The following is a 20,446-nucleotide window of genomic DNA, read 5'->3' as shown; positions in this document are numbered from 1 at the left end:
GCGTTGCCAAGACGCATGTTGCACGCCCTATTTGACAGGGGGTGGGTTGTCTCCGTTGGTTGGGGCTGTATCTGATTGATTTGCAATGAGAAATCATTTATTGCAAGCCATGGGTAGGCGCTTCGGACCTGGCAGCAAGCCCGCGCCACCTAGTGAAAACCGAATAAAGGCGAATGAGGGTTCGCCTTTTTTTTTGTCCTCAGGAAAGTTAGACGATGTTTGAAACCATCCGCAAGTACTCCAAGGTGCTGATGTATCCGCTGTTCTTGCTGATCATTCTGTCTTTTGTTTTGGTGGGAGTGAACCAGAACTACTTCACCGAAAAGAGCCCGGTGGTCGCCAAAGTCAATGGCAAAGACATTACGCAGATGGACTGGGACAATGCGCACCGCGTTGCCTCGGACCGCATGCGCCAGCAAGACCCCAACATGGACGCCAAGTGGATGGATGGCCCCGAGGCCCGCTATCTGACCTTGGAGCGCATGGTGCGTGACCAGGTGATCGATGCCGCCGTGCAAAAAATGCATCTGACGGTGGACAATGCGTCGCTGGTCCGTGCGCTGCAGGAGATCCCGCAGATCGCCGCGCTGAAAAAGCCCGATGGTTCGCTCGATGTGGATGCCTACCGCGCGCTGGTGGGTGCACAGGGCATGACGCCCGAAGGCTTTGAGGCGGGCATGCGCCGCGATATCGCTGCACGCCAGGTGCTGGGCGGTGTGTCCAACACGGCCTTTGCGACCGACGAGCAGACCAAGCTGGCGGTTGATGCACTCTACCAGCAGCGTGAGATCCAGCTGGCCCAGTTTGCTGCCAAGGACTATGCGTCCCAGGTCAAGACCACCGATGCCGATGTGGAAGCTTTCTACAAGAGCAACCAGGAGCTGTTCCGCCAGAAGGAGCAGTCCACGATCGAGTACGTGGTGCTGAACGCCGAAGCCGTCAAGGGCATGATCAAGCCCAGCGAAGACGACCTGCGTACCTACTACAAGGAAAATCTGAGCCGCTTCATGGACAAGGAGCAGCGCCGCATCAGCCACATCCTGGTTGATGCGCCTGCCTCGATGTCGGCCGCAGACCGTGACAAGGCCAAGCAGCGCGCCGAGGAGCTGCTGGCCCAGGCCAAGGCCAACCCCGCGCAGTTTGCCGACCTGGCCAAGAAGAACTCGCAGGACACCGGCTCGCGTGACAGCGGCGGCGATCTGGGCTGGGTCAAGCCTGGCGATATGGTCAAGCCGTTTGAAGATGCCGCCTTTGCGATGAAGTCTGGCGATATCAGCGATCTGGTGAGCACCGAGTATGGCTTCCACATCATCAAGATGGGCGAGGTGAAGACGCCCCGCACGCCAAGCTTTGAAGAGCTGCGCGCCAAGATCGAGACCGAAGTGTTGGCCCAGCAGGTGCAGCGCAAGTACGCCGAAGTGGCCGAGACCTTCTCCAACATGGTGTTCGAGCAGTCCGACAGCCTGCAGCCCGTGGCTGAAAAGCTGGGCCTGAAGATCCAGAAGGCTGAGCATGTCACCCGCACGGCTGCGCCTGGCGCCACCGGTGCCCTGGCCAACCCGACCTTCCTGGAAGCACTGTTCTCCAGCGATGCACTGCAGAACAAGCGCAACACCGAAGCCATTGAAGTGGCGCCCAGCACCCTGGCCTCCGGCCGTGTGGTGGAGCACTTCGACGCGCGCATCCTGCCGTTTGAAGAAGTCAAGGCCAAGGCCCATGACCTCTTTGTGGCCCAGAAGTCTGCCGAGCTCGCGCGCCAGGATGCCCAAGCCAAGCTCGAAGCCTGGAAGGCCGACGCTGCGGGCGCCAAGCTGGCAGCCCCCATCGTCGTGTCGCGCCAGGATGCCAAGGGTCAGGTGCCTGCCGTCCTCAATGCCGCCATGCATGCCAAGATCGGCGATGCCGCATCCTGGGTCGGTGTGGACCTGGGCAACGATGGCTACACCGTTGTGCGCGTGAACAAGGTGGTGCCGCGTGGCGAAGACTCTGCCGAGCTGCGTCTGCGCCAAAAGCAGGAGTTCGAGCGTTACCAGGCCAATGCCGAGACCCTGGCTTACTACGAAATGCTCAAGGAGCGTTTCAAGGTACAGATCAAGGTGCCACGCCCCGCGGAAACAAAAATTTCATAAAAACGGAGATTTCATGAGAGGGGCCAAATTTCTGGCTATAATCATGTCTTCCCCAACACGGTGGCTGTAGCTCAGTTGGTAGAGTCCAGGATTGTGATTCCTGTTGTCGTGGGTTCGAGCCCCATCAGCCACCCCAAATTGAAACCCTTGCAAGTGAATAGCCTGCAAGGGTTTTTCAATTTCTGCTCGCGCCTTGCTTCTGCTGCTGGACAGTTGCAGTTTTGGGCCATAAAGCGCTCGAGTTTGGCCTGTTCCAGGCTCCCGTGCTCACTTGGAATAGGACGATAGAAATACCTCCACGGAATGCCCCCCATCTGTCTGCCGCGTTCGGCCAGATGCCGGCCGCGAGCTGCTCAGTAGGGTATCTCTGCCGGGGTAGTTCAGGACAAAAGGATCTTCCCTGACGCTCAGGAAGGTTTGGAAGGCCAGAGGCTAGGCGAGGCTGCAAGGGCTGCAGCCCTTGGACTGGTTGCTGCTATGGCGGCGCGCGGGCTAAAAGGCCTGCAGGATAGGCGCCATGCGCAGCACCAATGCGGGCTGGGGCTGGGGTTCTCGACCAGCCACAAACACCTCAACCGGTGGACATGGAGCGCCAGCTGAACTGCGCGGGTAGTGATCAAAGATGTTCCGACCAACAAAAAACCGCCCGGAGGCGGTTCCCTTGGAGATTTGCAGGTCAGAAGATCGTTTTGCCATCGACTGAGAGGGAGGTCATATTCTTTTTGGTGTGGCTGACCTTGCATACGGCTGGCACGCCAACCTCAAGCCCAAGTCCATTGCGTAGACGTGTGAGCTTTGTTTGCGGCCCCCACACAAACACATATTCATCACCTGATCCAACGTTGGACACCAATGGAACCTCGGCTTTCTCTGGATCCCTGGACACCTGCTTTATCGCGTGTTGGCACAAGAATATGGCTTCGTTTGCGTTGAACTCACGCGGGGTATTGCTCGTTTTGCCCCCGCTCATGCAACTGATTGCGACAACGACAACGAATGTTCCGTAGAGGATGTACTTGAACGTTGACGGATTTTTGACCGTCTCTGCAGCCAGAGATGTGGCCGCTACTGATGGTGCTGCTACTGATGGCGCTGCTGGATTGCCCGCCACGGGCGCTCCACAATGAGGACAGCTAGACGCCTGGTCGCTAATCTGCTTGCCGCATTCGTTACAGTTAATCAATGCCATGTCATCCTGCCTCTTTTTTTGAATGGGTTGTGATCGCCACGAGATGCGCCGCGTTTAACCTGAAGATTTTACGGTGGCGGGGTGACATTCCACTGCGTGTTCGACCTATCAAAAAGGAAAAACGGCCTGAGGTGAAGGGCGATCAGCAGGCATATGCGTCATCAGCGGTCGAGTTAGGGGCATGCGGACCTCCCTGGGATGGACAGCGCTCTCCAAATGGATAAACGCAGTGGTGTCTATTCCCTGGCGCATTTTGCTGTGGGGGTTCGATGTTCAGCGCCCGGTGCGCTTGCCAAAGCTGCCATCGACAAATGGCATCGCGGCGCCAAGCATGCGCAGCATCGCCTCATCTTCGTCGCTACTGGTTCTGGAGACTCACGCCTGAGTGCTGCCGCCACCTAGCCGGTCACAGCGGCCGCATCCCAGCCATCAAGGCGCGTTTTATGTCAGCGGGTGTGTCGTGCTGGCTGCTCGTGCCATGCCTTCTTGGCTGCAAAAAGCACGTCTTGCCAGGCGATAGAGAAAATTGATGCCCCCGGATATTCCCTAGCGCCTTGTGCTATCCATCTGGGTTGTAATTTATTATCAATCTATTCTTATAAATCGATTGATAATTTGTTCTAGCTGCATGCTGGGATTGCGGTGCAGACCGGTGATCCGGTCGGACGAAGGAGGTGGAATATGCTGCCGGAAGTCCTCATTTTCATCACGCACAGGGTGGTGCTTCATTCGCTGATTCTGAAAAGCGGTTACACGACCTTTGGCCGAGGCGCTGGCAATGCCATCTGCCTGGACAACCCTGCGGTCAGCCGCGACCACGGCGCCTTCTACTACCGCGCGGGCGTGCTGTCGGTAGAGGACCACCACAGCATGAACGGCATCTTCGTCAATGGCATGCGCATGCGCCGCAAGGTGCTTTACTCCGGCGATTACGTCCTCATTGGCTGCTACAAGGTCTTTGTCAAGCATGGCTCGGAGCAACCGCGCAATGCCTATGCCGGATGAGTGCTGCGCGCTGGGCTGGCATTGGCATGCGCGAAGTCCCGCCGAGGCCGCAGCTTGCGTCGCGCTGCCAGAGGGGTGTGCCGCCTTTCCCGAGTGCGCTCAGGGGTTTGCCAGCGCTGCATTCCGCTGTCAGCGGCGCTGCCTACAATCGGCCCCATGCGTTTACCTCACCACCAACTCACGATGACGGTGCTGATGTCTCCGGACATGGCAAATTTCTCTGGCAATGTGCACGGCGGCGCCATTTTGCGCGAGCTCGACAACGTGGCCTACTCCTGCGCAAGCCGCTATGCGGGACGCTATGTGGTGACCTTGAGCGTGGACCAGGTTATGTTTCTGGAGCCCATCCATGTGGGCGAGCTGGTGTCGTTCTACGCCAGCGTCAATTACACGGGGACGTCATCGATGGAGATCGGCATCAAGGTGGTGGCCGAGAACATCCGTGAGCGCAGTGTGCGCCATGTCAACAGCTGCTTTTTCACGATGGTGGCGGTGGACGACCAGCGCAAGCCGGTACCCGTGCCGCCGTTGCAGCCGGAGACCGATGATGAAAAACGCCGCTGGGACGCGGCCCTGACGCGCAAGGAACTGCGCAAGGAGCTGGCACGCCGTTTTGCGCAGACAACGCGCCAGCCCGGCTGACGCCTGGCCCCACGGCCTGTATCGCTGCAAGGCGCTGCGCCCGGCGTTGCCGGGCGATACGGTACGGTTCCATGGAAAAAGGCAAGGGTTGAACCTTGCCTTTTTCTCTTTCCTGGTGGGCAGCGCCACAGAGTGACTGCCTGCAGCGGCTGGATCAGCGCATGTCAGGTCTTGATCCGCGCCGGCTGCGCCGCTTACCGTGCCTTGTTGGCGTCGCTGGGGCTGTCGCTGAACACGCCATCCACACCCACTTCATAGAAGAGCTTGTACTCGGCCGCCACCTTGCCCTTGAAGTCGCTCGCCAGCAGGGTGGCGTCGTTGCGGTAGGCCCAGGGGTGGACAAAGAGCTTGGCCGCGTGCGCCAGCGTGACCAGGTTGGTGGGCGGCATCATCTCGCGGTCGCGGTAGTCCCACAGACCGTCATTGTTCAGGTCATCGGGCTGGCCGTCGCTATTCTTGTCCAGGTTGCGGGCGGAGATGACGTAGGGCTTCCACGGCGAGATGCCATTGGCATAGGTCTTGATCTGGGCCAGGCCGTCGGCAGTCACCATCTGGGCGTAGGTGGTCGAGACGCCGGCCACCGTGAAGTCATAGGGCTGACCATAGGGGAGGGTCATGAGGATCTGCCCTTCGCGGCCGAGTACAGGATCGCCGTTGATCATCTGCACCAGCCGAACCTGGGTTTTGGCGCGCAAGGTCTTGAGGTGGGCGACTTCCAACGAGCGCACGATCACCGGTGCCGTTTCCTGGGTGTAGCCTGCGGCGGTGAAGGCTGCCAGCAGCTTGTCTTCCATCGCCAGGCCCAGCTGGCTGTGGTAGGTGGGGTTCAAGGTCTGCAGATAGAGGCCGACCGTCTTGCGCTGGCGCTTGGCGTAGGCGATCACATCGTTGAGCGACAGGATGCGGCCAGTGTTGGCGCCGACCGGTGGCGTAGTGGATGCGGGCAGTTTGGCGCGCAGGCTTTGCAGCTCCACCAGGGTGAAGTCAGAGGCAAACCAGCCCTGGTGCGACTGCCCATCGATCAGGCGCAAGGTCCTGCGGTTGGCATAGACGCTGCGGCTGGAGACGTCGGTGATCTCAGTGATGTTGGGCGAGGCCAGGGCGACCAGCTCGCCGTCCTTGCTCATCACCAGGTCGACAGCGATGAAGTTGGCATCCTGGGCGACGGCGGCATCAAAGCTCTCGGTCGTATTGGCGGCCTTGCCGTCGATGCTGCTGAGGGAAAAGCTTTGCGGTGCGTTGCCGTCGAGCGTGGGATAGGGCTTGGGATTGGGGTTGGTGCCGCCACCATCGCCCGGGCCCAATTCGGTCTTGCAGGCGGTCAGTGCGGTGATCGCCAGGGCCGCGGCGCACAGGCGCCAGGTACGTTGTCTTTGCATATGCTGGGTGCTCCTCGTCTTATGGTTGGGACGTGGAGAAACAATCTGTGCATATGTAAAGATTAATTACTTTACGCTATGGATGTCCTGCTTTCCACGCTCGAATGGCTATCGTATCCGCAAATCTCGGAGAAATCTCGGTGGCTTGTTGGATCGATGGTACGGCTTGCCTGGGCGGCCAGCGCCACGCACTGCACCACATCGCCTACGACGATGATGCTGGGGCTGGCCAGTTTTTCGCGGGCCATCGTGGCGGGCAAATGCGCCAGGTCGGTGATCGCATGGCGCTGCTGGGGCAGGCTGGCATGCTGCACGATGGCCACCGGGGTATCGCCAGGCAAGCCGCTGCCCAGACCCTGGCTGATGGCCTCGGCACTGGCCACGCCCATGTAGATCACCAGGGTCAGGCGTGCATCGTGCGCCGTGCGCGCCAGTTGCGCCCAATCGGGGCCTTGGCCGCCTGGCTTGGCATGGCCGGTGATGAACACCACGCCCTGGGCATGGTCGCGGTGGGTCAAGGGGGCGCCCAGGCTGGTCAGCGCGGCGAGCCCGGCGGTCACGCCATTGATGATGCGCGGCTCGATGCCGTGGGCGCGCAAAAACTCCACCTCTTCACCGCCCCGGCCAAAGATAAAGGGGTCGCCGCCTTTGAGCCGCACCACGTTCTCTCCGGCTTGCACTTCCTGCAGCATCAGGCGCTGGATAAAGGCCTGGGGCGTGCTCTGGCAGCCGCCGCGCTTGCCCACATGGACGATGCGGGCACTGGCGGGCGCCCACTGCAGCACGGCGTCATTGACCAGGTCGTCCACCAAGAGCACGGTGGCGCGCTGCAAGGCCTTGGCAGCAGCGATGGTGAGCAAGTCCGGGTCGCCCGGGCCGGCACCGACCAGGGTGCACTGGCCCTGGCCTGGTGAAGGCGCATCGGCTGGCGGGTGCGCGGTAAGAGAGGGCAGGCTGCTGTCAGTCATGGTGGGAGGCTTGGGGAGCGGGTTGTATTTGTTGGGCGATGGCCAGCACATGTTCCACTTGCTGGGCCAAGGCAGGGGGCACCGGCAACTGGCCGGCCAGCACGGCCTCGGTGTAGCGCGCGGTGGTGTCCGCATCGCGCTCGCTGGGCAGGCCGGGCACCTGGCTGTCGGTGCCACTGCTGCGTGCCTGCAGCAGCTGGTGCTGGCCCGCGACAAAGCCGTCGTATTGCGGGCTTCGGCGCGGGTCGGCGCAGACCTCGCCCTCCAGCCCGCGCGAGAGCAGCGCGTTGGTCTGCAGCTCGGCCAACGTGGCCTGGAGCATCGGCAGGTATTCCGGGTGCGTGTAGCTGCCCAGCAAGACGGCCGGGCCATGCACCGGCTGCAGCAGCTTGGCAATGCTGTGGCCCGGGTTGCGCAGGCCGATGAGCTGGCGCACGGCCAGCAGCTTGGCCAGTGCGGGCAGCAAGGTGGCGGTGTGCACCAAGGCCACTTCCGATGCGGCAATGGTGCCAGTCTGCGCGCGGGGCACTGAACCCAGGCGCTCAAACACGGCAAAGGCCGAGACGCGGCTCGCTTCGGTCTGCATGCCATGCACCAGCACCGGCAGGCCTTCGCGTGCCAGCAGCAAGGCCAGCAGCGGGGTCAAGGTGGGCAGGCGGCGCGCGCCGTTGTAGCTGGGCAGGACCACGGTGGGCAAGGCGGCGCTGCTGTGAAAGCGGGCGATGCGCGCATGGACGGCTTCCCAGAGGCCGCACATCTCTTCGGCCGTTTCCCCTTTGATGCGCATGGCAATGCAAAAGGCGCCGATTTCATAGTCGCTGACCCGGCCATCGAGTATCTGCGCCATCACATCGCTGGCCTCGATGCGGCTGAGGGCCTTGGCGCCGCGTGCGCCGCGCCCGATTTCCTTGATGTAGTGCTGTATGGCCATGGCAGTAAAAAATGCGTTCACCCATTATTTTAGGTTTTATATATACGGAAGTAATAAGAAAAATCAGCCCATCCGGCATCTCGGGTATGCCAGGGCACTGCCTGCCGATAGCGCCGGTTAACGAAGATTTGCGCCCCTCTGTATTGCACTGCCATGCTGAACGTCTACTATCTGCATTCTGTGCCACGCCCTTTGGGCTTTTGAAAGGAAAGAACATGTCCGCATCTCCCTCTATGGTCGACGAGCTCCTCGCGCAACTGCAGGGCGCTCCGATCCAGCAGATGGCCCAGAGCCTGGGCCAGAGCGAGGCCCAGACCGAGCAGGCCGTGCAGGCGGCTGTGCCAATGATGCTGGGCGCGCTGGGCAACAACGCGCAAAGCGCGGGTGGCGCCAGTGCCTTGTTCGAGGCATTGCAACGCGACCATGGCGCGGCAGGCGGTGCTGGCGCAGGCCCAGACCTGGGCGGGCTGCTGGGCTCGCTGTTGGGTGGTGGCGGTGGTGGTGCGCAAGCCGGCGGCTTGGGTGGCCTGGGCGGTCTGGGTGGCATGCTGGGCAGTGTGCTCGGTGGCGCTTTGGGCGGCGGCGCTGCGGCGGGCTCGGGTGCCGGCTCCGCATCGCCTGCGGCTCTGGATGGCGCCAGCATTCTGGGCCATATCTTTGGCGGCCAGCAAGACCAGGCCTCGGCCAATCTGGGCCAGGCCACAGGCCTGGGCGCCAATGCCGGCAACCTGCTCAAGATGCTGGCCCCGCTGGTGATGTCGTTCCTCGCGCAGCGTGTCATGTCGGGTGGCCTCAACTCCTCGCAGCTGGGCAATGCGCTGGGCCAGGAAAAAGCCCAGGTGCAGCAGCAAGGCGGCCTGGGCGGCGGCTTGCTGGGCTCGCTGCTGGACCAGAATGGCGACGGCAAACTCGATGTCGGCGACCTGATGAAAATTGGCGGCTCGCTGCTGGGCGGCAAGCGCTAAAGGTGCCGTGGCGGGGCTGGCAAACCCTGGCGGCCCGCCAGGATAGCCCCGTCCCCGGGCGCAAAAGCGGCCCAGAGCGCCTACACTTTGGGCCCATGACTGAGCTGATATTGGGGATCGAATCCTCTTGTGATGAAACCGGCGTGGCCCTGGTGCGCACCCGTGGCCCAGGCACGGTGCCCGAGCTGCTGAGCCATGCGCTCTACAGCCAGATCGAGATGCACCGCGCCTACGGCGGTGTGGTGCCGGAGCTGGCCAGCCGCGACCATATCCGCCGCGTGCTGCCGCTGACACAAAAAGTGCTGGATGACGCGGGCTGCACGCTCGCGCAGATCGATGCGATTGCCTTTACCCGTGGCCCGGGGCTAGCAGGCGCCTTGCTCGTGGGCTCAGGCGTGGCCTGCGCGATGGCGGCGGCGCTGGACAAGCCGGTGCTCGGCGTGCACCACCTTGAAGGCCATTTGCTCTCGCCGTTTTTGAGCGAAGACCCGCCCGAGTTCCCCTTTGTGGCGTTGCTGGTCTCCGGCGGCCACACGCAGCTGATGCGCGTGGACGGCGTGGGCCGCTACCAGATTCTGGGCGAGACCATCGACGACGCGGCGGGCGAGGCCTTTGACAAATCGGCCAAGCTGCTGGGCCTGCCCTACCCCGGTGGGCCCGAGCTGTCCCGCTTGGCGCAGGGCGGCGACCCGGAGGCCTTCAAGCTTCCACGCCCGTTGCTGCACAGCGGCGATCTCGATTTCTCCTTTGCAGGCCTGAAGACAGCGGTGCTGACCCAGGCGAAAAAGCTGGGCGATGGCCTGGAGGCGCGCAAGGCGGATTTGGCCGCATCGACGCAGGCGGCCATTGTGGATGTGCTGGTGAAAAAGACCTTGAATGCCTTGAAGGAGACCGGCATGCAGCGCGTGGTGGTCGCCGGCGGCGTGGGTGCCAACCGGCTGCTGCGCGAGCAGCTCAACGACGCCTGCCGCAAGCGCGGCATTCGCGTGCACTACCCCGAGCTGCACCTGTGCACCGACAATGGCGCGATGATTGCGATGGCGGCTGCCATGCGCATCGAAGCGGGGCAGCAGCAGGCCGAGAAGGTCTATGCCTTTGACGTCAAGCCGCGCTGGCCGCTCGATGCGATCGTGCAGCGGCCGACGGCTGCGCAAGAGACATAGACGTTGATACGCTGGTGATGCGCCAGCACAGCATGCAAAAGGGGCCTCCAGGCCCCTTGTGCTTTGTGGTGGCTGCGTTTATGCAATCGCCAGGGTCTGGGTGCTGGGCTGGGTGGTGCTCAGCACCAGTGTCAGCACGCCGTTTTCCAGGCTGGCCTTGGACGCTGCGGCATCGATGCTGGCAGGCAGCTTCCAGGCGCGCTGGATGCTGCGTGGTGCGCCTTCAATGCTGGTCAGGCGCACGGTCTTGTCCTGCAGCTCGATGCGCAGCTGTTCGCGCGACAGGCCGGGCACATCGATGCCGATGCTGAACACGGAGCCGTCTTGCTGCACGGTGCCCTGGCTCGTGGTGCCCGTCGTGGTGGCTTGCAGGAAGCGCTGCAGGGCGGCATCCATCGCGGAAGGGGAGACAGCGTAGGCCGAGCGGTGCATCAGAGGGGTCATGATCATCTTCAATCCTTGTGAAACAGGGCAGCGGGTTTGCTGCTCGATGACTGATAGTTGGATGAAGAAGCCGCAATTTCAAGAGAAAATTGCTGGATTTTATTTTTGCAGTGCAGGCCTTGAAAGCCTGCGGATCACGTCCATATGTGTCGCCCGGCCAGCGATCAAGGTGCGCTGAAATTGGCCGGATCGGGCGTGCGCTGCTGGCGCGCCTTGCTGCGCAGATAGGCCTTGGCGGCCGCTTCGGCAGTCGGGGAGTTGCTGGTCTCGCTGCTCGGCTCGGGCGTGCTGGGCTCGCTGTCCGCTGCTGCGGGCGCACCGCTGCGTGCAAGTGCAATGGCCTGGCCCAGCTCGACCACCGACATCGCGTAAAAGCTCGAGAGGTTGTAGCGCGTGATGGTGTAGAAATTGGGCGTGCCCACGACGTACTGGGTTGCAGCGCTCGCGTTGGGCAGCTCGATCAGTGCCAGCGGGCCATTGTGCTGGTCGCCTGGTGCCTGGATGCGCAGGCCCAGCGCAGCCATCTCGGCGGCGCTGAAGCTCGGCTTGATATCGGGGGCGAGCAAGGTCTCCAGCTGTGCGGCCGTGCTGTTCACCTGCACATCGTAGTAGGCCGGCATGCCGCGCTGCCAGCCATGGGCGACAAAGTAGTTGGCCACAGAGCCGATCGCATCGGCCGTGCTACCAAACAGGTTGATCTTGCCGTCCCCATCAAAATCGACCGCGTAGTTGGACCAGCTGGTCGGCATGAACTGGGGCATGCCCATGGCGCCGGCGTAGCTGCCCACCGTGTCGAAGGGGTTGCTGTCGGTGAGGTAGGCCGTGGCCAGGAACTGCTCGAGCTCGCCCCGGAAGTACTTGGCCCGGTCGGCCGCGCGCGGGTGGCTGGCGGGATAGTCAAAGGCCAGGGTGGCCAGCGCATCGACCACCGTGAAGTTGCCCATCTGCTGGCCGTAGATGGTCTCGACCCCGATGATGCCGACGATGTACTCGGCCGGCACCCCATAGGTCTGCTCGGCACGGGCCAACGTGGCGGCGTTCTCGTTCCAGAAGCGCAGGCCGGCGCGGATGCGGATCGGCTCGACAAAGCGGCTGCGGTAGCCGCGCCAGTTCTTGACGCCAGCGGGCCCCGTGCGCGGCGTCATCAGGCGCTGCACGGTGGCATTGAAGCGGGCTTGCTTGATGCTGGCGCGCAGCCAGGCCTCATCGATATGGCGGCGCTCGGCGACTTCGCGGACAAAGGCTTCGGCCTCAGGCCGGTTGGCATAGCTGGATGCGGTGGGGGCGGAATCAACGCTGCGGGACTTGTTGGTCGTGCTCTTTTGTGCGTAGGCGCCCGTTGCGCACAGGCCGGCGTAAAGGAGGGCCACAGTGGTCTGAAGAATTCGGTGCATGGGGTTTTATACCTTGTTTGCCAGGGCCCGCAGGCGGGACCAGGGCAGAAGTCGTAATTGTTTGCGAAGCGCTGCCAGCTCGGCCTTGGGCGCTGACTCGCCGGTGGCATGCGCGTAGCGCTGGCGCTCCATCGCCTTGAGCCATGGGCCAAAGGCGGGCGCCACCTCGGGTGCCTGGGCGTGCAGCATGCGTGCCAACGCGCGCGGCGTGGCCGCATGGCCCTGGGCGGCCTCGGGCAAGCCCGCCTGGCGCAGGCGTTTGCGTGCCTGGCCCAGCAGGGCCAGCCAGGGGTCTGTGCGCCTGCGCTGGTACTGCAGGGCCAGCACCACGATGATGGCTGCTGCCAGCACCAGGCCACCCAGAATGCGCACCAGATCCATCCAGTTGGGGCTGGACAGGCCCAGCTTGCTGAGCATGTCCATTTGCTCGCGCTGGGTGTAGTTCAGCACCCACTGGTTCCAGCTGTTGTTGACCGCTTCCCAGACCGCGCGCATGCGCTGCAGCCCGTTGATGGTGGCAGCATTGCTGACGCTGAAGCCCATGAAGTTGGGGGTGTTGAGGCGCTGTGCAGCGCCAATGCGGCCGGGGCTTACTGCGCCTGTCGGATCAAACCGCACCCAGCCTTGTTCTTCGCCCAGCCACACTTCGGCCCAGGCATGGGCATCGGCCTGGCGCACGGTCCAGTAGCCGTCGACGCTGTTGGCTTCGCCCCCTTGGTAGCCGGTCACAATGCGCGCGGGCACGCCGGCGCTGCGCAGTGCAACCACAAAGGCGGCCGAGATATGCTCGCAAAAGCCTTCCTTGCGGTCGAACCAGAACTGGTCGGCCGCCTGGCCGGTGTAGACGCCCGGGTCCAGCGTATAGGTGTAGCCGCCGCTGCGCAGCTGCCCCAGCAGGCGCTGCACCAGTTGGGCGCTGCGGTCGGGGCGCTCGCCTACCTCGGCGCTCAGCTGCGCCACCCAGGCCTGGGTGCGCGGGTTGCTGCTCGCCGGCAGCCGGCGGTTGAAGGCCAGCTCGCGCTTGCCCGCCTGCATGCCAAACTGGTAGCGCGTGTGGCTCTCCACCGCGATGCGGGTCACCTCGGTAATGGGCCGGCTGCTGAGCCACTGCAGATCGCCGGTGCTGTAGGCGCGGCCGCGTGGCAGCGTGGGCGCCTCTCGGGTCAGGTCCAGGGTCAGCAGCCAGGGCTTTTGGTGCGGCTCCAGGGTCAGCTCGTAGCGCAGCGCCTCGCCTTCGGTGCGGATGTCGGCAAACATCCGGTCATCGGGATTGCGAAAGCTGGGCGTCGCGCGCCAGGTTGTGCCATCGAAATCGGACAGCACTGGCCCGCGCCAGTACAGCTGGTTGGCGGGGGGCGGCCGGTTTTGCGGTGTGTCGAACTTGACGCGAAACGCAATGCCCTCGTCCTGGGCCAGCGATGCGACCGAGCCCACGGTCATCTCCTCGGACAGGCCGGTCTTGGCCGTCGGGTTCTGGGGCACGCCCCAGAGCGGCGCCATGCGCGGGAAAAAGACAAACAGCGCCAGCGTGAGCGGCGCGCCAATGGCCACCATCTTCAGCGACAGGCCTGCCGCAAACTTGAGCGAAGGCTGGCCCACCGGCATATGCGCATGGACCAGCGCAGTGAGCAAGCCCACCAGGCCCATGGCAATGGCCAAGGCCGTCAGCAGCGACTGCGAATGCAGAAAGTTGGCAATCAGCGCAAAAAAGCCGAGGAAGAAAATGACCATCGCATCGCGCTTGGCACGCAGCTCCATGGTCTTGAGCGTCAGCAGCATGCTGACCAACGTGACGCCGGCATCGGCGCCCAAGATGGTGCGGTAGCTGAACAAGGTCAGACCAACGACCAGCACCAGCAAGGCCAGCAGCTGCCAGCGGCCGGGCAGCGGTTTTTGCAAAAGCGCAATGCGGCCGCGCCAGGCGAGCAAGGCATAGGCGAGTGCCGAGGCCCACAGCGGCAAGGTGGCCGTGAGCGGCAGCAGGATCCAGCCGACGACGGCGAGCAAAAAGAGAGTATCGCGCGCCTCGCGTGGCAGGCTGGACCAGCGGCTCGCGCCCGCGGTGTGGGCAGGGTTGAAAACAGAGGGCATTGTGGTGCTCCTAGGCCAGCGCCAGTGCGCGCAGACAGGCCTGGCGGTGCGCGGGCCCGCTGTCGGCGGCTTGCTCGGCGTTGGCCGCTCCCAAACGCAGTCCGTAGCGCAGGCCTTGCTGGTCGGCCATCACCACCCAGGCGGCCAAGCGCGAGAGCTGGGCTTCACGTTCTGCCAGGCCGCATTGGCTGGCATCGAGCCACAGGTCCTGCTGCGCCTGGTGCTGGTTGTCGCGCACGACAAAATGGCCACTGCCGGTGGCCAGCGAGGTCGCCGCTTTCTTCCAGACCACCAGCTTGAGCGGGTCTCCGCGCCGGTAGCTGCGCACGCCATCAAACTCCCCACTGCTGGCCCGCAGGCTGGCGCTGCTTCCGGTGCCGGCATCGGCCAGGCCCAGCGGCAGTGGCGGTGGGTTGGTTTCTGGGCTGGGGTAGACCAGAGCCTTCTCGGTGGTTCTAAAGACGGTCCACATGCGAAAAACGCCGAGTGGAAAGCGCGTCTCGACCAGCACCGCAGGCAGACTTTGGTAGCCGCGCCGCTCGGCCGGTGTGCTCAGTTGCATGGGGGTGCTGGCTTGCGCGGGGGCGTCCACCTGGCTGAGTTCATGGCCTTGGTAGTGGCGTATGCCCAGTGCATAGCGGCTGCGCCGGCTGGGGTTGTCCAGACGCAGATCCAGGCGCAGCGGCTGGCCAGCAAACTGCGCCTCGGGGGCATGCAGCTCCAGCTGCAGACCCAGCAGATTGCGGTAGCCGATACCCACCGACACCAGCGCCGCGCCGGTGAGCATGAAGGTCAGCAAAAAGCCCAGGTTGAGCTGAAAGTTGATACTGGTCACCAGCAGCACGAGCAAGGTGAGCGCCAGCATCCAGCCCGCACGCGTGGGCAGCAGGTAGAGGTTGCGGCGGCTGACGGCATGGCGGCTGGCGCTGGGCAACTGGGCCAGCCACCACTGGCGCATGCGCTGGCGAAGCCGCTGGATAGGGCGGTTGCGGGGCTGCCCTGAAGCCGCTGGGGGCGCACTCACACTACTGCAGCGCCACGCTGTCCATCATCGCGCGCACCTGCTCGACCGCGCTGCGCCCCGAGGTACTGACCGGCACCAGCCGGTGCGCGGTGGTCTGCGGCAGGATGGCCTGCACATCATCGGGCGCGACATAGTCGCGGCCCTGGATCAAGGCCTGCGCCTTGGCGGCCCGGATGAGGCCAATGCCTGCGCGCGGGGACAGGCCCTGCACAAACCACTGGCCCGAGCGGGTAGCCGCGATCAGCGCCTGCACATAGTGGATCAGCGCATCGCTGGCGCGCACGCTGGTCACTTCCTGCTGCAGGAACTTCAGCTCGACGGCCGAAGTGAGTGCCGGCAACTGGTTGGCGATGTCGCGGTGGCCTTGGCCGGCCAGCAACTGGAACTCGGCCGCCTGGTCGGGGTAGCCCAGCGAGATGCGCATCAGGAAGCGGTCGAGCTGGCTCTCTGGCAGCGCATAGGTGCCCAGCTGGTCGAGCGGGTTCTGCGTGGCGATGACAAAGAAAGGCTGGGGCAGCGGGCGCGTGGCACCCTCCACCGTCACCTGTTTTTCTTCCATGGCCTCCAGGAGCGCGCTTTGCGTCTTGGGGCTGGCGCGGTTGATTTCATCGGCCAGCAAAACCTGGGTGAATACGGGGCCGGGATGGAACACAAAGGCCTGCTGCTCGCGCTCATAGACCGACACGCCGGTCAAGTCGCTGGGCATCAGGTCTGCAGTGAATTGCACCCGCGCAAACTGCAGCCCCAAGGTGCGGGCCAGCGCATGCGACAGCGTGGTCTTGCCCACACCTGGTACGTCTTCAATCAGCAGATGTCCTCCCGCCAGCAAACAAGTCAGACAATCCTGAACCTGCGCCGGTTTCCCCACAATCACCGTGTTAAGCTGAGTCAATAATTTTTGTATGGTGTGCTGTGTCTGCATACCAGCACAATAAACGACAAAGGCAGTTAAGGAGACGAAAACTGTGTCCAAGACAGGTTATTTCAGCCACCGTGATTGCTGGCTGCACGACATGGGGCCTGCCCACCCGGAATGCGCTGCTCGCCTGGATGCGATTGAAGACCGCTTGCTGATCACCGGGGTGGGGGACGCGTTGGAGCGGCGCGACGCCCCCAAGGCCAGCATGTCCGATCTGGAACTGGGCCATGAGCGCCTGCATATTGCGTCGATCCGTGGCCTGTCCGAGATGGCGGCCGACAACCAGGCCATTGGTGGCCCGCAGACCCTGATGCTGGACACCGACACCGCCGTCAACGGTGCCACCTGGAATGCCGCGCTGCGCGCCTGCGGCGCGGCGCTGGCTGCCACCGATGCGGTGATCAGCGGCGAGATGGAAAACGCCTTTTGCGCCGTGCGCCCGCCGGGCCACCATGCAACGCGCAAGCAGGCCATGGGCTTTTGTTTTTTCAACAATGTCGCCGTTGCCGCCAAGTATGCGCTGATGCGCCACCAGCTCAAGCGCGTAGCGATTGTCGATTTTGATGTGCACCACGGCAATGGCACCGAAGACATCTGCGCCGGCGACCCGCACATTTTGATGGTGGGCATTTTCCAGCACCCCTTCTACCCGCATTCGGGCGACAAGGACCCGGCGGCTAATATGCTCAATGTGCCGGTGCCAGCCTACACCAAGGGCATGGACATCCGCGAGATCGTCGAGACCTACTGGATCCCGCGCCTCGAGGAATTCAAGCCCGAGATGGTCTTCATCAGCGCCGGCTTTGATGCCCACCGCGAAGACGACATGGGCCAGCTGGGCATGGTCGAGGCCGACTACGCCTGGATCACCCACCGCATCAAGGACATTGCGCGGCGCTTTAGCAAGGGCCGCATCGTCTCCTGTTTGGAAGGCGGCTATGTGATGACGCCGCTGGCAGCCAGCGTGGAAGCCCATATCCGCGTGCTCGCCGATCTGTAAACCCCTTTTGAGGAACTGGCCATGACGGACAGCAAGCTGCTGGTGCAGACCCGCGATGCGCGTGGTGTGGTGACCTTGTGCATGAATGATGCGGCGCGCTTCAATGCACTGGGCGATGAGATGCTCGCTGCCTTGCGCGCCGCGCTGGCGGCCATTGCGCAGGATGCCTCCGTGCGCGTGGTGGTGCTGGCCGCGCAGGGCCGGGCCTTTTGCGCGGGCCATAACCTCAAGGACATGGCGGCCCATCCTGACCGCGCCTGGTACCAGGACCTGTTCAACCGCTGCAGCCAGGTGATGATGGCGATCCAGAAGCTGCCTGTGCCGGTCATTGCGCGCGTGCAGGGAATGGCGACCGCCGCCGGCTGCCAGCTGGTGGCGCAGTGTGACCTGGCCGTTGCCAGCACCGACGCTAGCTTTGCCACCAGCGGCATCCAGTACGGCCTGTTCTGCGCCACGCCCAGCGTGCCCCTGGTGCGCAACATGCCCATCAAGCAGGCGATGGAGATGCTGCTGACGGGCGAATTCATCAGCGCCGAGCAGGCCCTGGCCCAGGGCCTGGTCAACCGGGTGGCGGCGCCCGAGCAGCTCGATGCCGAGCTGGAAAAGCTGGTCGCCGCCATCGTCAGCAAACCGGCCACTGCCGTGCGCATGGGCAAGGCCTTGGTCTACCAGCAGCGGGAGCTGGGCATCGAAGCGGCCTACCAGCTGGCCAGCCAGTGCATGGCCTCCAACATGATGGACAGCAATGCGCAGGAAGGCGCGCAGGCCTTTGCGCAAAAGCGCAAGCCGGTCTGGTCTTAGCCCCAGGCTGCGCTCAGCCGCGCGTCCCAGGAACTCTGCCGCTCCTACAAACGGCAGCGCCCTATCGGTGATACGGTACGGAACCAGCATATGCTTGCGCGTATGCTTTTTTTGGACCCTATGAGACCGGCGCATGGATATCTTTGATCGTTTACTACAGGACTTTGAACAGGCCAGCACCTGGCAGGAACTGGCCGTTCTGGTGATTTGCATTGGCCTGGCCTGGCTGCTGACACGCAGTTTTTACCGCCACCGCGACGATGGCAAGCCCTCGGTATGGTTTGGCAAGACGGCCTGGGGCGGGGCGCTGTTCCCGCTGCTGGCGCTGCTGTTCACTGCAGCGGCCCGCATGCTGGTGGAGCACTACCAGCCGGTGTTCTTGCTGCGGCTGGCGGTGCAGATTCTGCTGTCGCTCGCGGTGATCCGCTTGGTGGCCCGGGTGCTGGCCAAGACCTTTCCCAACTCCACCTTGGTGCGCCTGATCGAGCGGATTTTCTCGTGGCTGGCCTGGGGCGTCGCGGTGCTGGGCATCCTGGGTGTGCTGCCGCAGGTGATGGCCCAGCTCGATGCCGTGCAGTTCGCCTTTGGCAAGACGTCGATATCGGTGCTAGAGCTGTTCCAGGGGGCGATATCGGTGGGCATGGTGATGCTGGTGGTGCTGTGGATTTCGACCACCTTCGAGCAGCGCGTGATCGACGATATGGTCAAGGACCTGTCGATGCGCAAGATGGCCGTCAACCTCACGCGCATGCTGCTGATCACGGTCGGCCTGCTGGTGGCGCTGTCGCTGGTGGGGGTCGATCTGACGGCACTGTCGGTGCTGGGCGGTGCCTTCGGGGTCGGCCTGGGCTTTGGCATGCAGAAGATCGCCTCCAACTATGTCAGCGGCTTTCTGGTGCTGATCGAACGCGCCTTGCGCATTGGTGACAACGTGCGCGTTGACGGTTTTGAAGGCCGCATCACCGACATCCGCACGCGCTACACCGTCATCCGTGCCTCCAACGGGCGCGAATCGATTGTCCCCAATGAGACCTTGATCACCCAGCGGGTGGAAAACCTCACCGATGCCGACCAGAAGTTCAATCTGACGACCCAGATTGTCGTGGGCGCAGACAGCGATGTCGCGCAGGTGCGCGAGGTCTTGAAGAGCGCCGCACTGGCGCAGGCCCGGGTGCTGGCCAAGCCCGAGCCCTCGGTATTCCTGGTGAATTTCGCGCCTGACGGGCTGGAGTTCAGCCTGAGCTTTTACATCAACGATCCGATGAACGGCCAGGCCAATGTGAAGTCGGCGGTCAATATCGCCGTGCTCGAGGGCTTGCGCGCTGCCAGCATCGAGATTCCGTTCCCGCAACGTGTTTTGCATATCCAGAACAATAGCGGCGGTGCAATACCTGCCAGCCAGGGCTGATGAACCGCCAACTTGTGCGGAAAATGGAGGCTGCTGCGCAGCGATGCGCCGATAATTGGTCGTTATGGCTCGTCTGGTCATAAAAAAGCACGACCGTGCTGTTTTTGTGCGATGATGGCCTGATCCATGCCCATGGCTGAGTGGCCGCGCCAACGCGCCGCCACTGGCGCAAACCTATTGAACAACTCAGGAGTCGAGGTTTATGAAAGTACTGGTACCCGTCAAACGCGTGGTGGACTACAACGTCAAGGTGCGCGTCAAGAGCGATGGCTCGGGAGTGGACATTGCGAACGTGAAGATGTCGATGAACCCCTTTGATGAAATCGCGGTGGAAGAGGCCGTGCGTTTGAAGGAAAAGGGTGTGGTCACCGAGATCATCGCCGTGAGCTGCGGTGTGACCCAGTGCCAGGAGACGCTGCGCACGGCGATGGCCATTGGTGCGGACCGCGCCATCCTGGTCGAAACCACCGAGGAGCTGCAGCCGCTGGCCGTTGCCAAGCTCCTGAAGGCCCTGGTCGACAAAGAGCAGCCAGGTCTCGTGATCTGCGGCAAGCAAGCGATTGACGACGACGCCAACCAGACCGGCCAGATGCTGGCAGCGCTCGCTGATCTGCCCCAGGCCACCTTCGCCTCCAAGGTCGAAGTCGCTGGCGACAAAGTCAATGTGACGCGCGAAGTGGACGGCGGTCTGGAGACCCTGTCTCTGTCCATGCCCGCTGTCATCACCACCGACCTGCGTCTGAACGAGCCGCGCTACGTCACCTTGCCCAACATCATGAAGGCCAAGAAAAAGCAGCTCGACACGTTGAAGCCAGAAGACCTGGGTGTGGACGTGAGCCCGCGCCTGAAGACCTTGAGGGTGGAAGAACCCGCCAAGCGCGGCGCCGGCGTGAAGGTGCCCGATGTGGCCACCTTGATCGACAAGCTCAAGAACGAAGCAAAAGTAATCTGACCTTGACCCCCCTGAGTCGCCTGCGGCGCCTTCCCCCCAGGG

General features: G+C 63.2%; 19 protein-coding genes and 1 tRNA gene. 11 read left to right on the top strand and 9 right to left on the bottom strand.

Features of this window, described 5'->3' with window-relative positions:
- Nucleotides 1-215 precede the first annotated feature (215 nt).
- Complete coding sequence (locus tag WH367_RS12275) at nucleotides 216-2,129, top strand: SurA N-terminal domain-containing protein (protein ID WP_339536312.1); 1,914 nt, start codon at nucleotides 216-218, stop codon at nucleotides 2,127-2,129.
- Between the two features lie 60 nt (nucleotides 2,130-2,189).
- A tRNA-His gene (locus tag WH367_RS12270) sits at nucleotides 2,190-2,265 on the top strand.
- A gap of 540 nt (nucleotides 2,266-2,805) precedes the next feature.
- On the opposite strand, the gene WH367_RS12265 is transcribed toward WH367_RS12270, so the two are convergent.
- A complete protein-coding gene (locus WH367_RS12265) occupies nucleotides 2,806-3,318 on the bottom strand; it encodes a zinc-ribbon domain-containing protein (RefSeq protein WP_148293153.1) in 513 nt (170 codons plus the stop codon).
- A 216-nt stretch (nucleotides 3,319-3,534) separates the two neighbouring features.
- Between WH367_RS12265 and WH367_RS12260 the strand changes: the two genes are divergently transcribed.
- From WH367_RS12260 to WH367_RS12250, 3 genes are all read left to right on the top strand, one after another.
- Nucleotides 3,535-3,720 carry a hypothetical protein gene (locus WH367_RS12260; protein ID WP_339536311.1) on the top strand — a complete coding sequence of 62 codons (186 nt, stop codon included), beginning with the start codon at nucleotides 3,535-3,537 and terminating at the stop codon, nucleotides 3,718-3,720.
- Nucleotides 3,721-3,999: 279 nt separating this feature from the next.
- Nucleotides 4,000-4,323 (top strand): FHA domain-containing protein, encoded by a 324-nt coding sequence (locus tag WH367_RS12255; protein ID WP_021026952.1) that lies wholly within the window; start codon nucleotides 4,000-4,002, stop codon nucleotides 4,321-4,323.
- A 156-nt stretch (nucleotides 4,324-4,479) separates the two neighbouring features.
- Nucleotides 4,480-4,965 carry an acyl-CoA thioesterase gene (locus tag WH367_RS12250; RefSeq protein ID WP_021026951.1) on the top strand — a complete coding sequence of 162 codons (486 nt, stop codon included), beginning with the start codon at nucleotides 4,480-4,482 and terminating at the stop codon, nucleotides 4,963-4,965.
- Nucleotides 4,966-5,159: 194 nt separating this feature from the next.
- Here WH367_RS12250 and WH367_RS12245 read toward each other — a convergent pair whose 3' ends face one another.
- From WH367_RS12245 to ybiB, 3 genes are all read right to left on the bottom strand, one after another.
- A complete protein-coding gene (locus WH367_RS12245; protein ID WP_021026950.1) occupies nucleotides 5,160-6,344 on the bottom strand; it encodes a glycerophosphodiester phosphodiesterase family protein in 1,185 nt (394 codons plus the stop codon).
- Nucleotides 6,345-6,415: 71 nt separating this feature from the next.
- Nucleotides 6,416-7,312 (bottom strand): uroporphyrinogen-III C-methyltransferase, encoded by an 897-nt coding sequence (cobA, locus tag WH367_RS12240; RefSeq protein ID WP_339536309.1) that lies wholly within the window; start codon nucleotides 7,310-7,312, stop codon nucleotides 6,416-6,418.
- A complete protein-coding gene (ybiB, locus tag WH367_RS12235) occupies nucleotides 7,305-8,243 on the bottom strand; it encodes a DNA-binding protein YbiB (protein ID WP_339536307.1) in 939 nt (312 codons plus the stop codon). The genes cobA and ybiB overlap by 8 nt, the downstream gene beginning before the upstream one ends.
- A 215-nt stretch (nucleotides 8,244-8,458) precedes the next feature.
- On the opposite strand from ybiB, the gene WH367_RS12230 reads away from it, so the two are divergent.
- Nucleotides 8,459-9,208 (top strand): DUF937 domain-containing protein, encoded by a 750-nt coding sequence (locus WH367_RS12230; RefSeq protein ID WP_339521187.1) that lies wholly within the window; start codon nucleotides 8,459-8,461, stop codon nucleotides 9,206-9,208.
- 95 nt (nucleotides 9,209-9,303) lie between these two features.
- Nucleotides 9,304-10,371, top strand: coding sequence for a tRNA (adenosine(37)-N6)-threonylcarbamoyltransferase complex transferase subunit TsaD (tsaD, locus tag WH367_RS12225; protein ID WP_339521186.1), 1,068 nt, complete (start codon nucleotides 9,304-9,306; stop codon nucleotides 10,369-10,371).
- 78 nt (nucleotides 10,372-10,449) lie between these two features.
- Here tsaD and WH367_RS12220 read toward each other — a convergent pair whose 3' ends face one another.
- From WH367_RS12220 to WH367_RS12200, 5 genes are all read right to left on the bottom strand, one after another.
- Entirely contained in the window at nucleotides 10,450-10,821 is a 372-nt protein-coding gene (locus tag WH367_RS12220; protein ID WP_339536305.1) for an Hsp20/alpha crystallin family protein, read from the bottom strand.
- A gap of 158 nt (nucleotides 10,822-10,979) precedes the next feature.
- Nucleotides 10,980-12,209: a lytic murein transglycosylase B gene (gene mltB / locus WH367_RS12215; protein WP_339536303.1), complete on the bottom strand. Its 1,230-nt coding sequence runs from the start codon at nucleotides 12,207-12,209 to the stop codon at nucleotides 10,980-10,982.
- A gap of 6 nt (nucleotides 12,210-12,215) precedes the next feature.
- Nucleotides 12,216-14,300 carry a transglutaminase family protein gene (locus tag WH367_RS12210; RefSeq protein WP_339536301.1) on the bottom strand — a complete coding sequence of 695 codons (2,085 nt, stop codon included), beginning with the start codon at nucleotides 14,298-14,300 and terminating at the stop codon, nucleotides 12,216-12,218.
- A gap of 10 nt (nucleotides 14,301-14,310) precedes the next feature.
- Entirely contained in the window at nucleotides 14,311-15,324 is a 1,014-nt protein-coding gene (locus WH367_RS12205) for a DUF58 domain-containing protein (protein WP_339536299.1), read from the bottom strand.
- A 1-nt stretch (nucleotide 15,325) separates the two neighbouring features.
- Nucleotides 15,326-16,246 (bottom strand): AAA family ATPase, encoded by a 921-nt coding sequence (locus WH367_RS12200; RefSeq protein WP_021026942.1) that lies wholly within the window; start codon nucleotides 16,244-16,246, stop codon nucleotides 15,326-15,328.
- 43 nt (nucleotides 16,247-16,289) lie between these two features.
- Here WH367_RS12200 and WH367_RS12195 point away from each other — a divergent pair, with 43 nt between their 5' ends.
- The 4 genes from WH367_RS12195 (at nucleotide 16,290) to WH367_RS12180 (ending at nucleotide 20,404) form a co-directional block, all read left to right on the top strand.
- The gene (locus WH367_RS12195; protein WP_312987274.1) at nucleotides 16,290-17,243 is read left to right on the top strand and encodes a histone deacetylase family protein; all 954 of its coding nucleotides are present in this window, start codon (nucleotides 16,290-16,292) and stop codon (nucleotides 17,241-17,243) included.
- 21 nt (nucleotides 17,244-17,264) lie between these two features.
- A complete protein-coding gene (locus WH367_RS12190; protein WP_339536296.1) occupies nucleotides 17,265-18,044 on the top strand; it encodes an enoyl-CoA hydratase in 780 nt (259 codons plus the stop codon).
- A gap of 133 nt (nucleotides 18,045-18,177) precedes the next feature.
- Nucleotides 18,178-19,452, top strand: a complete 1,275-nt coding sequence (locus WH367_RS12185; RefSeq protein ID WP_021026939.1) for a mechanosensitive ion channel family protein — start codon at nucleotides 18,178-18,180, stop codon at nucleotides 19,450-19,452.
- Between the two features lie 202 nt (nucleotides 19,453-19,654).
- Nucleotides 19,655-20,404, top strand: a complete 750-nt coding sequence (locus WH367_RS12180) for an electron transfer flavoprotein subunit beta/FixA family protein (protein ID WP_339536294.1) — start codon at nucleotides 19,655-19,657, stop codon at nucleotides 20,402-20,404.
- Nucleotides 20,405-20,446: the final 42 nt, after the last annotated feature.

This window comes from Comamonas sp. MYb21 (genome assembly GCF_037479395.1).
Taxonomy (GTDB): Bacteria; Pseudomonadota; Gammaproteobacteria; order Burkholderiales; family Burkholderiaceae_C; genus Comamonas.
This window is presented reverse-complemented; position numbering and strand designations above follow the sequence as displayed.

What these genes read in the sequence shown, in the direction of transcription:
- tsaD (WP_339521186.1), top strand. Translation starts at nt 9,304, where the DNA reads ATGACTGAGCTGATATTGGGGATCGAATCCTCTTGTGATGAAACCGGC.
- WH367_RS12275 (WP_339536312.1), top strand. Translation starts at nt 216, where the DNA reads ATGTTTGAAACCATCCGCAAGTACTCCAAGGTGCTGATGTATCCGCTG.
- WH367_RS12265 (WP_148293153.1), bottom strand. Translation starts at nt 3,318, where the DNA reads ATGGCATTGATTAACTGTAACGAATGCGGCAAGCAGATTAGCGACCAG.
- cobA (WP_339536309.1), bottom strand. Translation starts at nt 7,312, where the DNA reads ATGACTGACAGCAGCCTGCCCTCTCTTACCGCGCACCCGCCAGCCGAT.
- mltB (WP_339536303.1), bottom strand. Translation starts at nt 12,209, where the DNA reads ATGCACCGAATTCTTCAGACCACTGTGGCCCTCCTTTACGCCGGCCTG.
- WH367_RS12185 (WP_021026939.1), top strand. Translation starts at nt 18,178, where the DNA reads ATGGATATCTTTGATCGTTTACTACAGGACTTTGAACAGGCCAGCACC.
- ybiB (WP_339536307.1), bottom strand. Translation starts at nt 8,243, where the DNA reads ATGGCCATACAGCACTACATCAAGGAAATCGGGCGCGGCGCACGCGGC.
- WH367_RS12230 (WP_339521187.1), top strand. Translation starts at nt 8,459, where the DNA reads ATGTCCGCATCTCCCTCTATGGTCGACGAGCTCCTCGCGCAACTGCAG.
- WH367_RS12250 (WP_021026951.1), top strand. Translation starts at nt 4,480, where the DNA reads ATGCGTTTACCTCACCACCAACTCACGATGACGGTGCTGATGTCTCCG.
- WH367_RS12200 (WP_021026942.1), bottom strand. Translation starts at nt 16,246, where the DNA reads ATGCAGACACAGCACACCATACAAAAATTATTGACTCAGCTTAACACG.
- WH367_RS12210 (WP_339536301.1), bottom strand. Translation starts at nt 14,300, where the DNA reads ATGCCCTCTGTTTTCAACCCTGCCCACACCGCGGGCGCGAGCCGCTGG.
- WH367_RS12180 (WP_339536294.1), top strand. Translation starts at nt 19,655, where the DNA reads ATGAAAGTACTGGTACCCGTCAAACGCGTGGTGGACTACAACGTCAAG.
- WH367_RS12255 (WP_021026952.1), top strand. Translation starts at nt 4,000, where the DNA reads ATGCTGCCGGAAGTCCTCATTTTCATCACGCACAGGGTGGTGCTTCAT.
- WH367_RS12260 (WP_339536311.1), top strand. Translation starts at nt 3,535, where the DNA reads ATGGATAAACGCAGTGGTGTCTATTCCCTGGCGCATTTTGCTGTGGGG.
- WH367_RS12220 (WP_339536305.1), bottom strand. Translation starts at nt 10,821, where the DNA reads ATGATCATGACCCCTCTGATGCACCGCTCGGCCTACGCTGTCTCCCCT.
- WH367_RS12190 (WP_339536296.1), top strand. Translation starts at nt 17,265, where the DNA reads ATGACGGACAGCAAGCTGCTGGTGCAGACCCGCGATGCGCGTGGTGTG.
- WH367_RS12245 (WP_021026950.1), bottom strand. Translation starts at nt 6,344, where the DNA reads ATGCAAAGACAACGTACCTGGCGCCTGTGCGCCGCGGCCCTGGCGATC.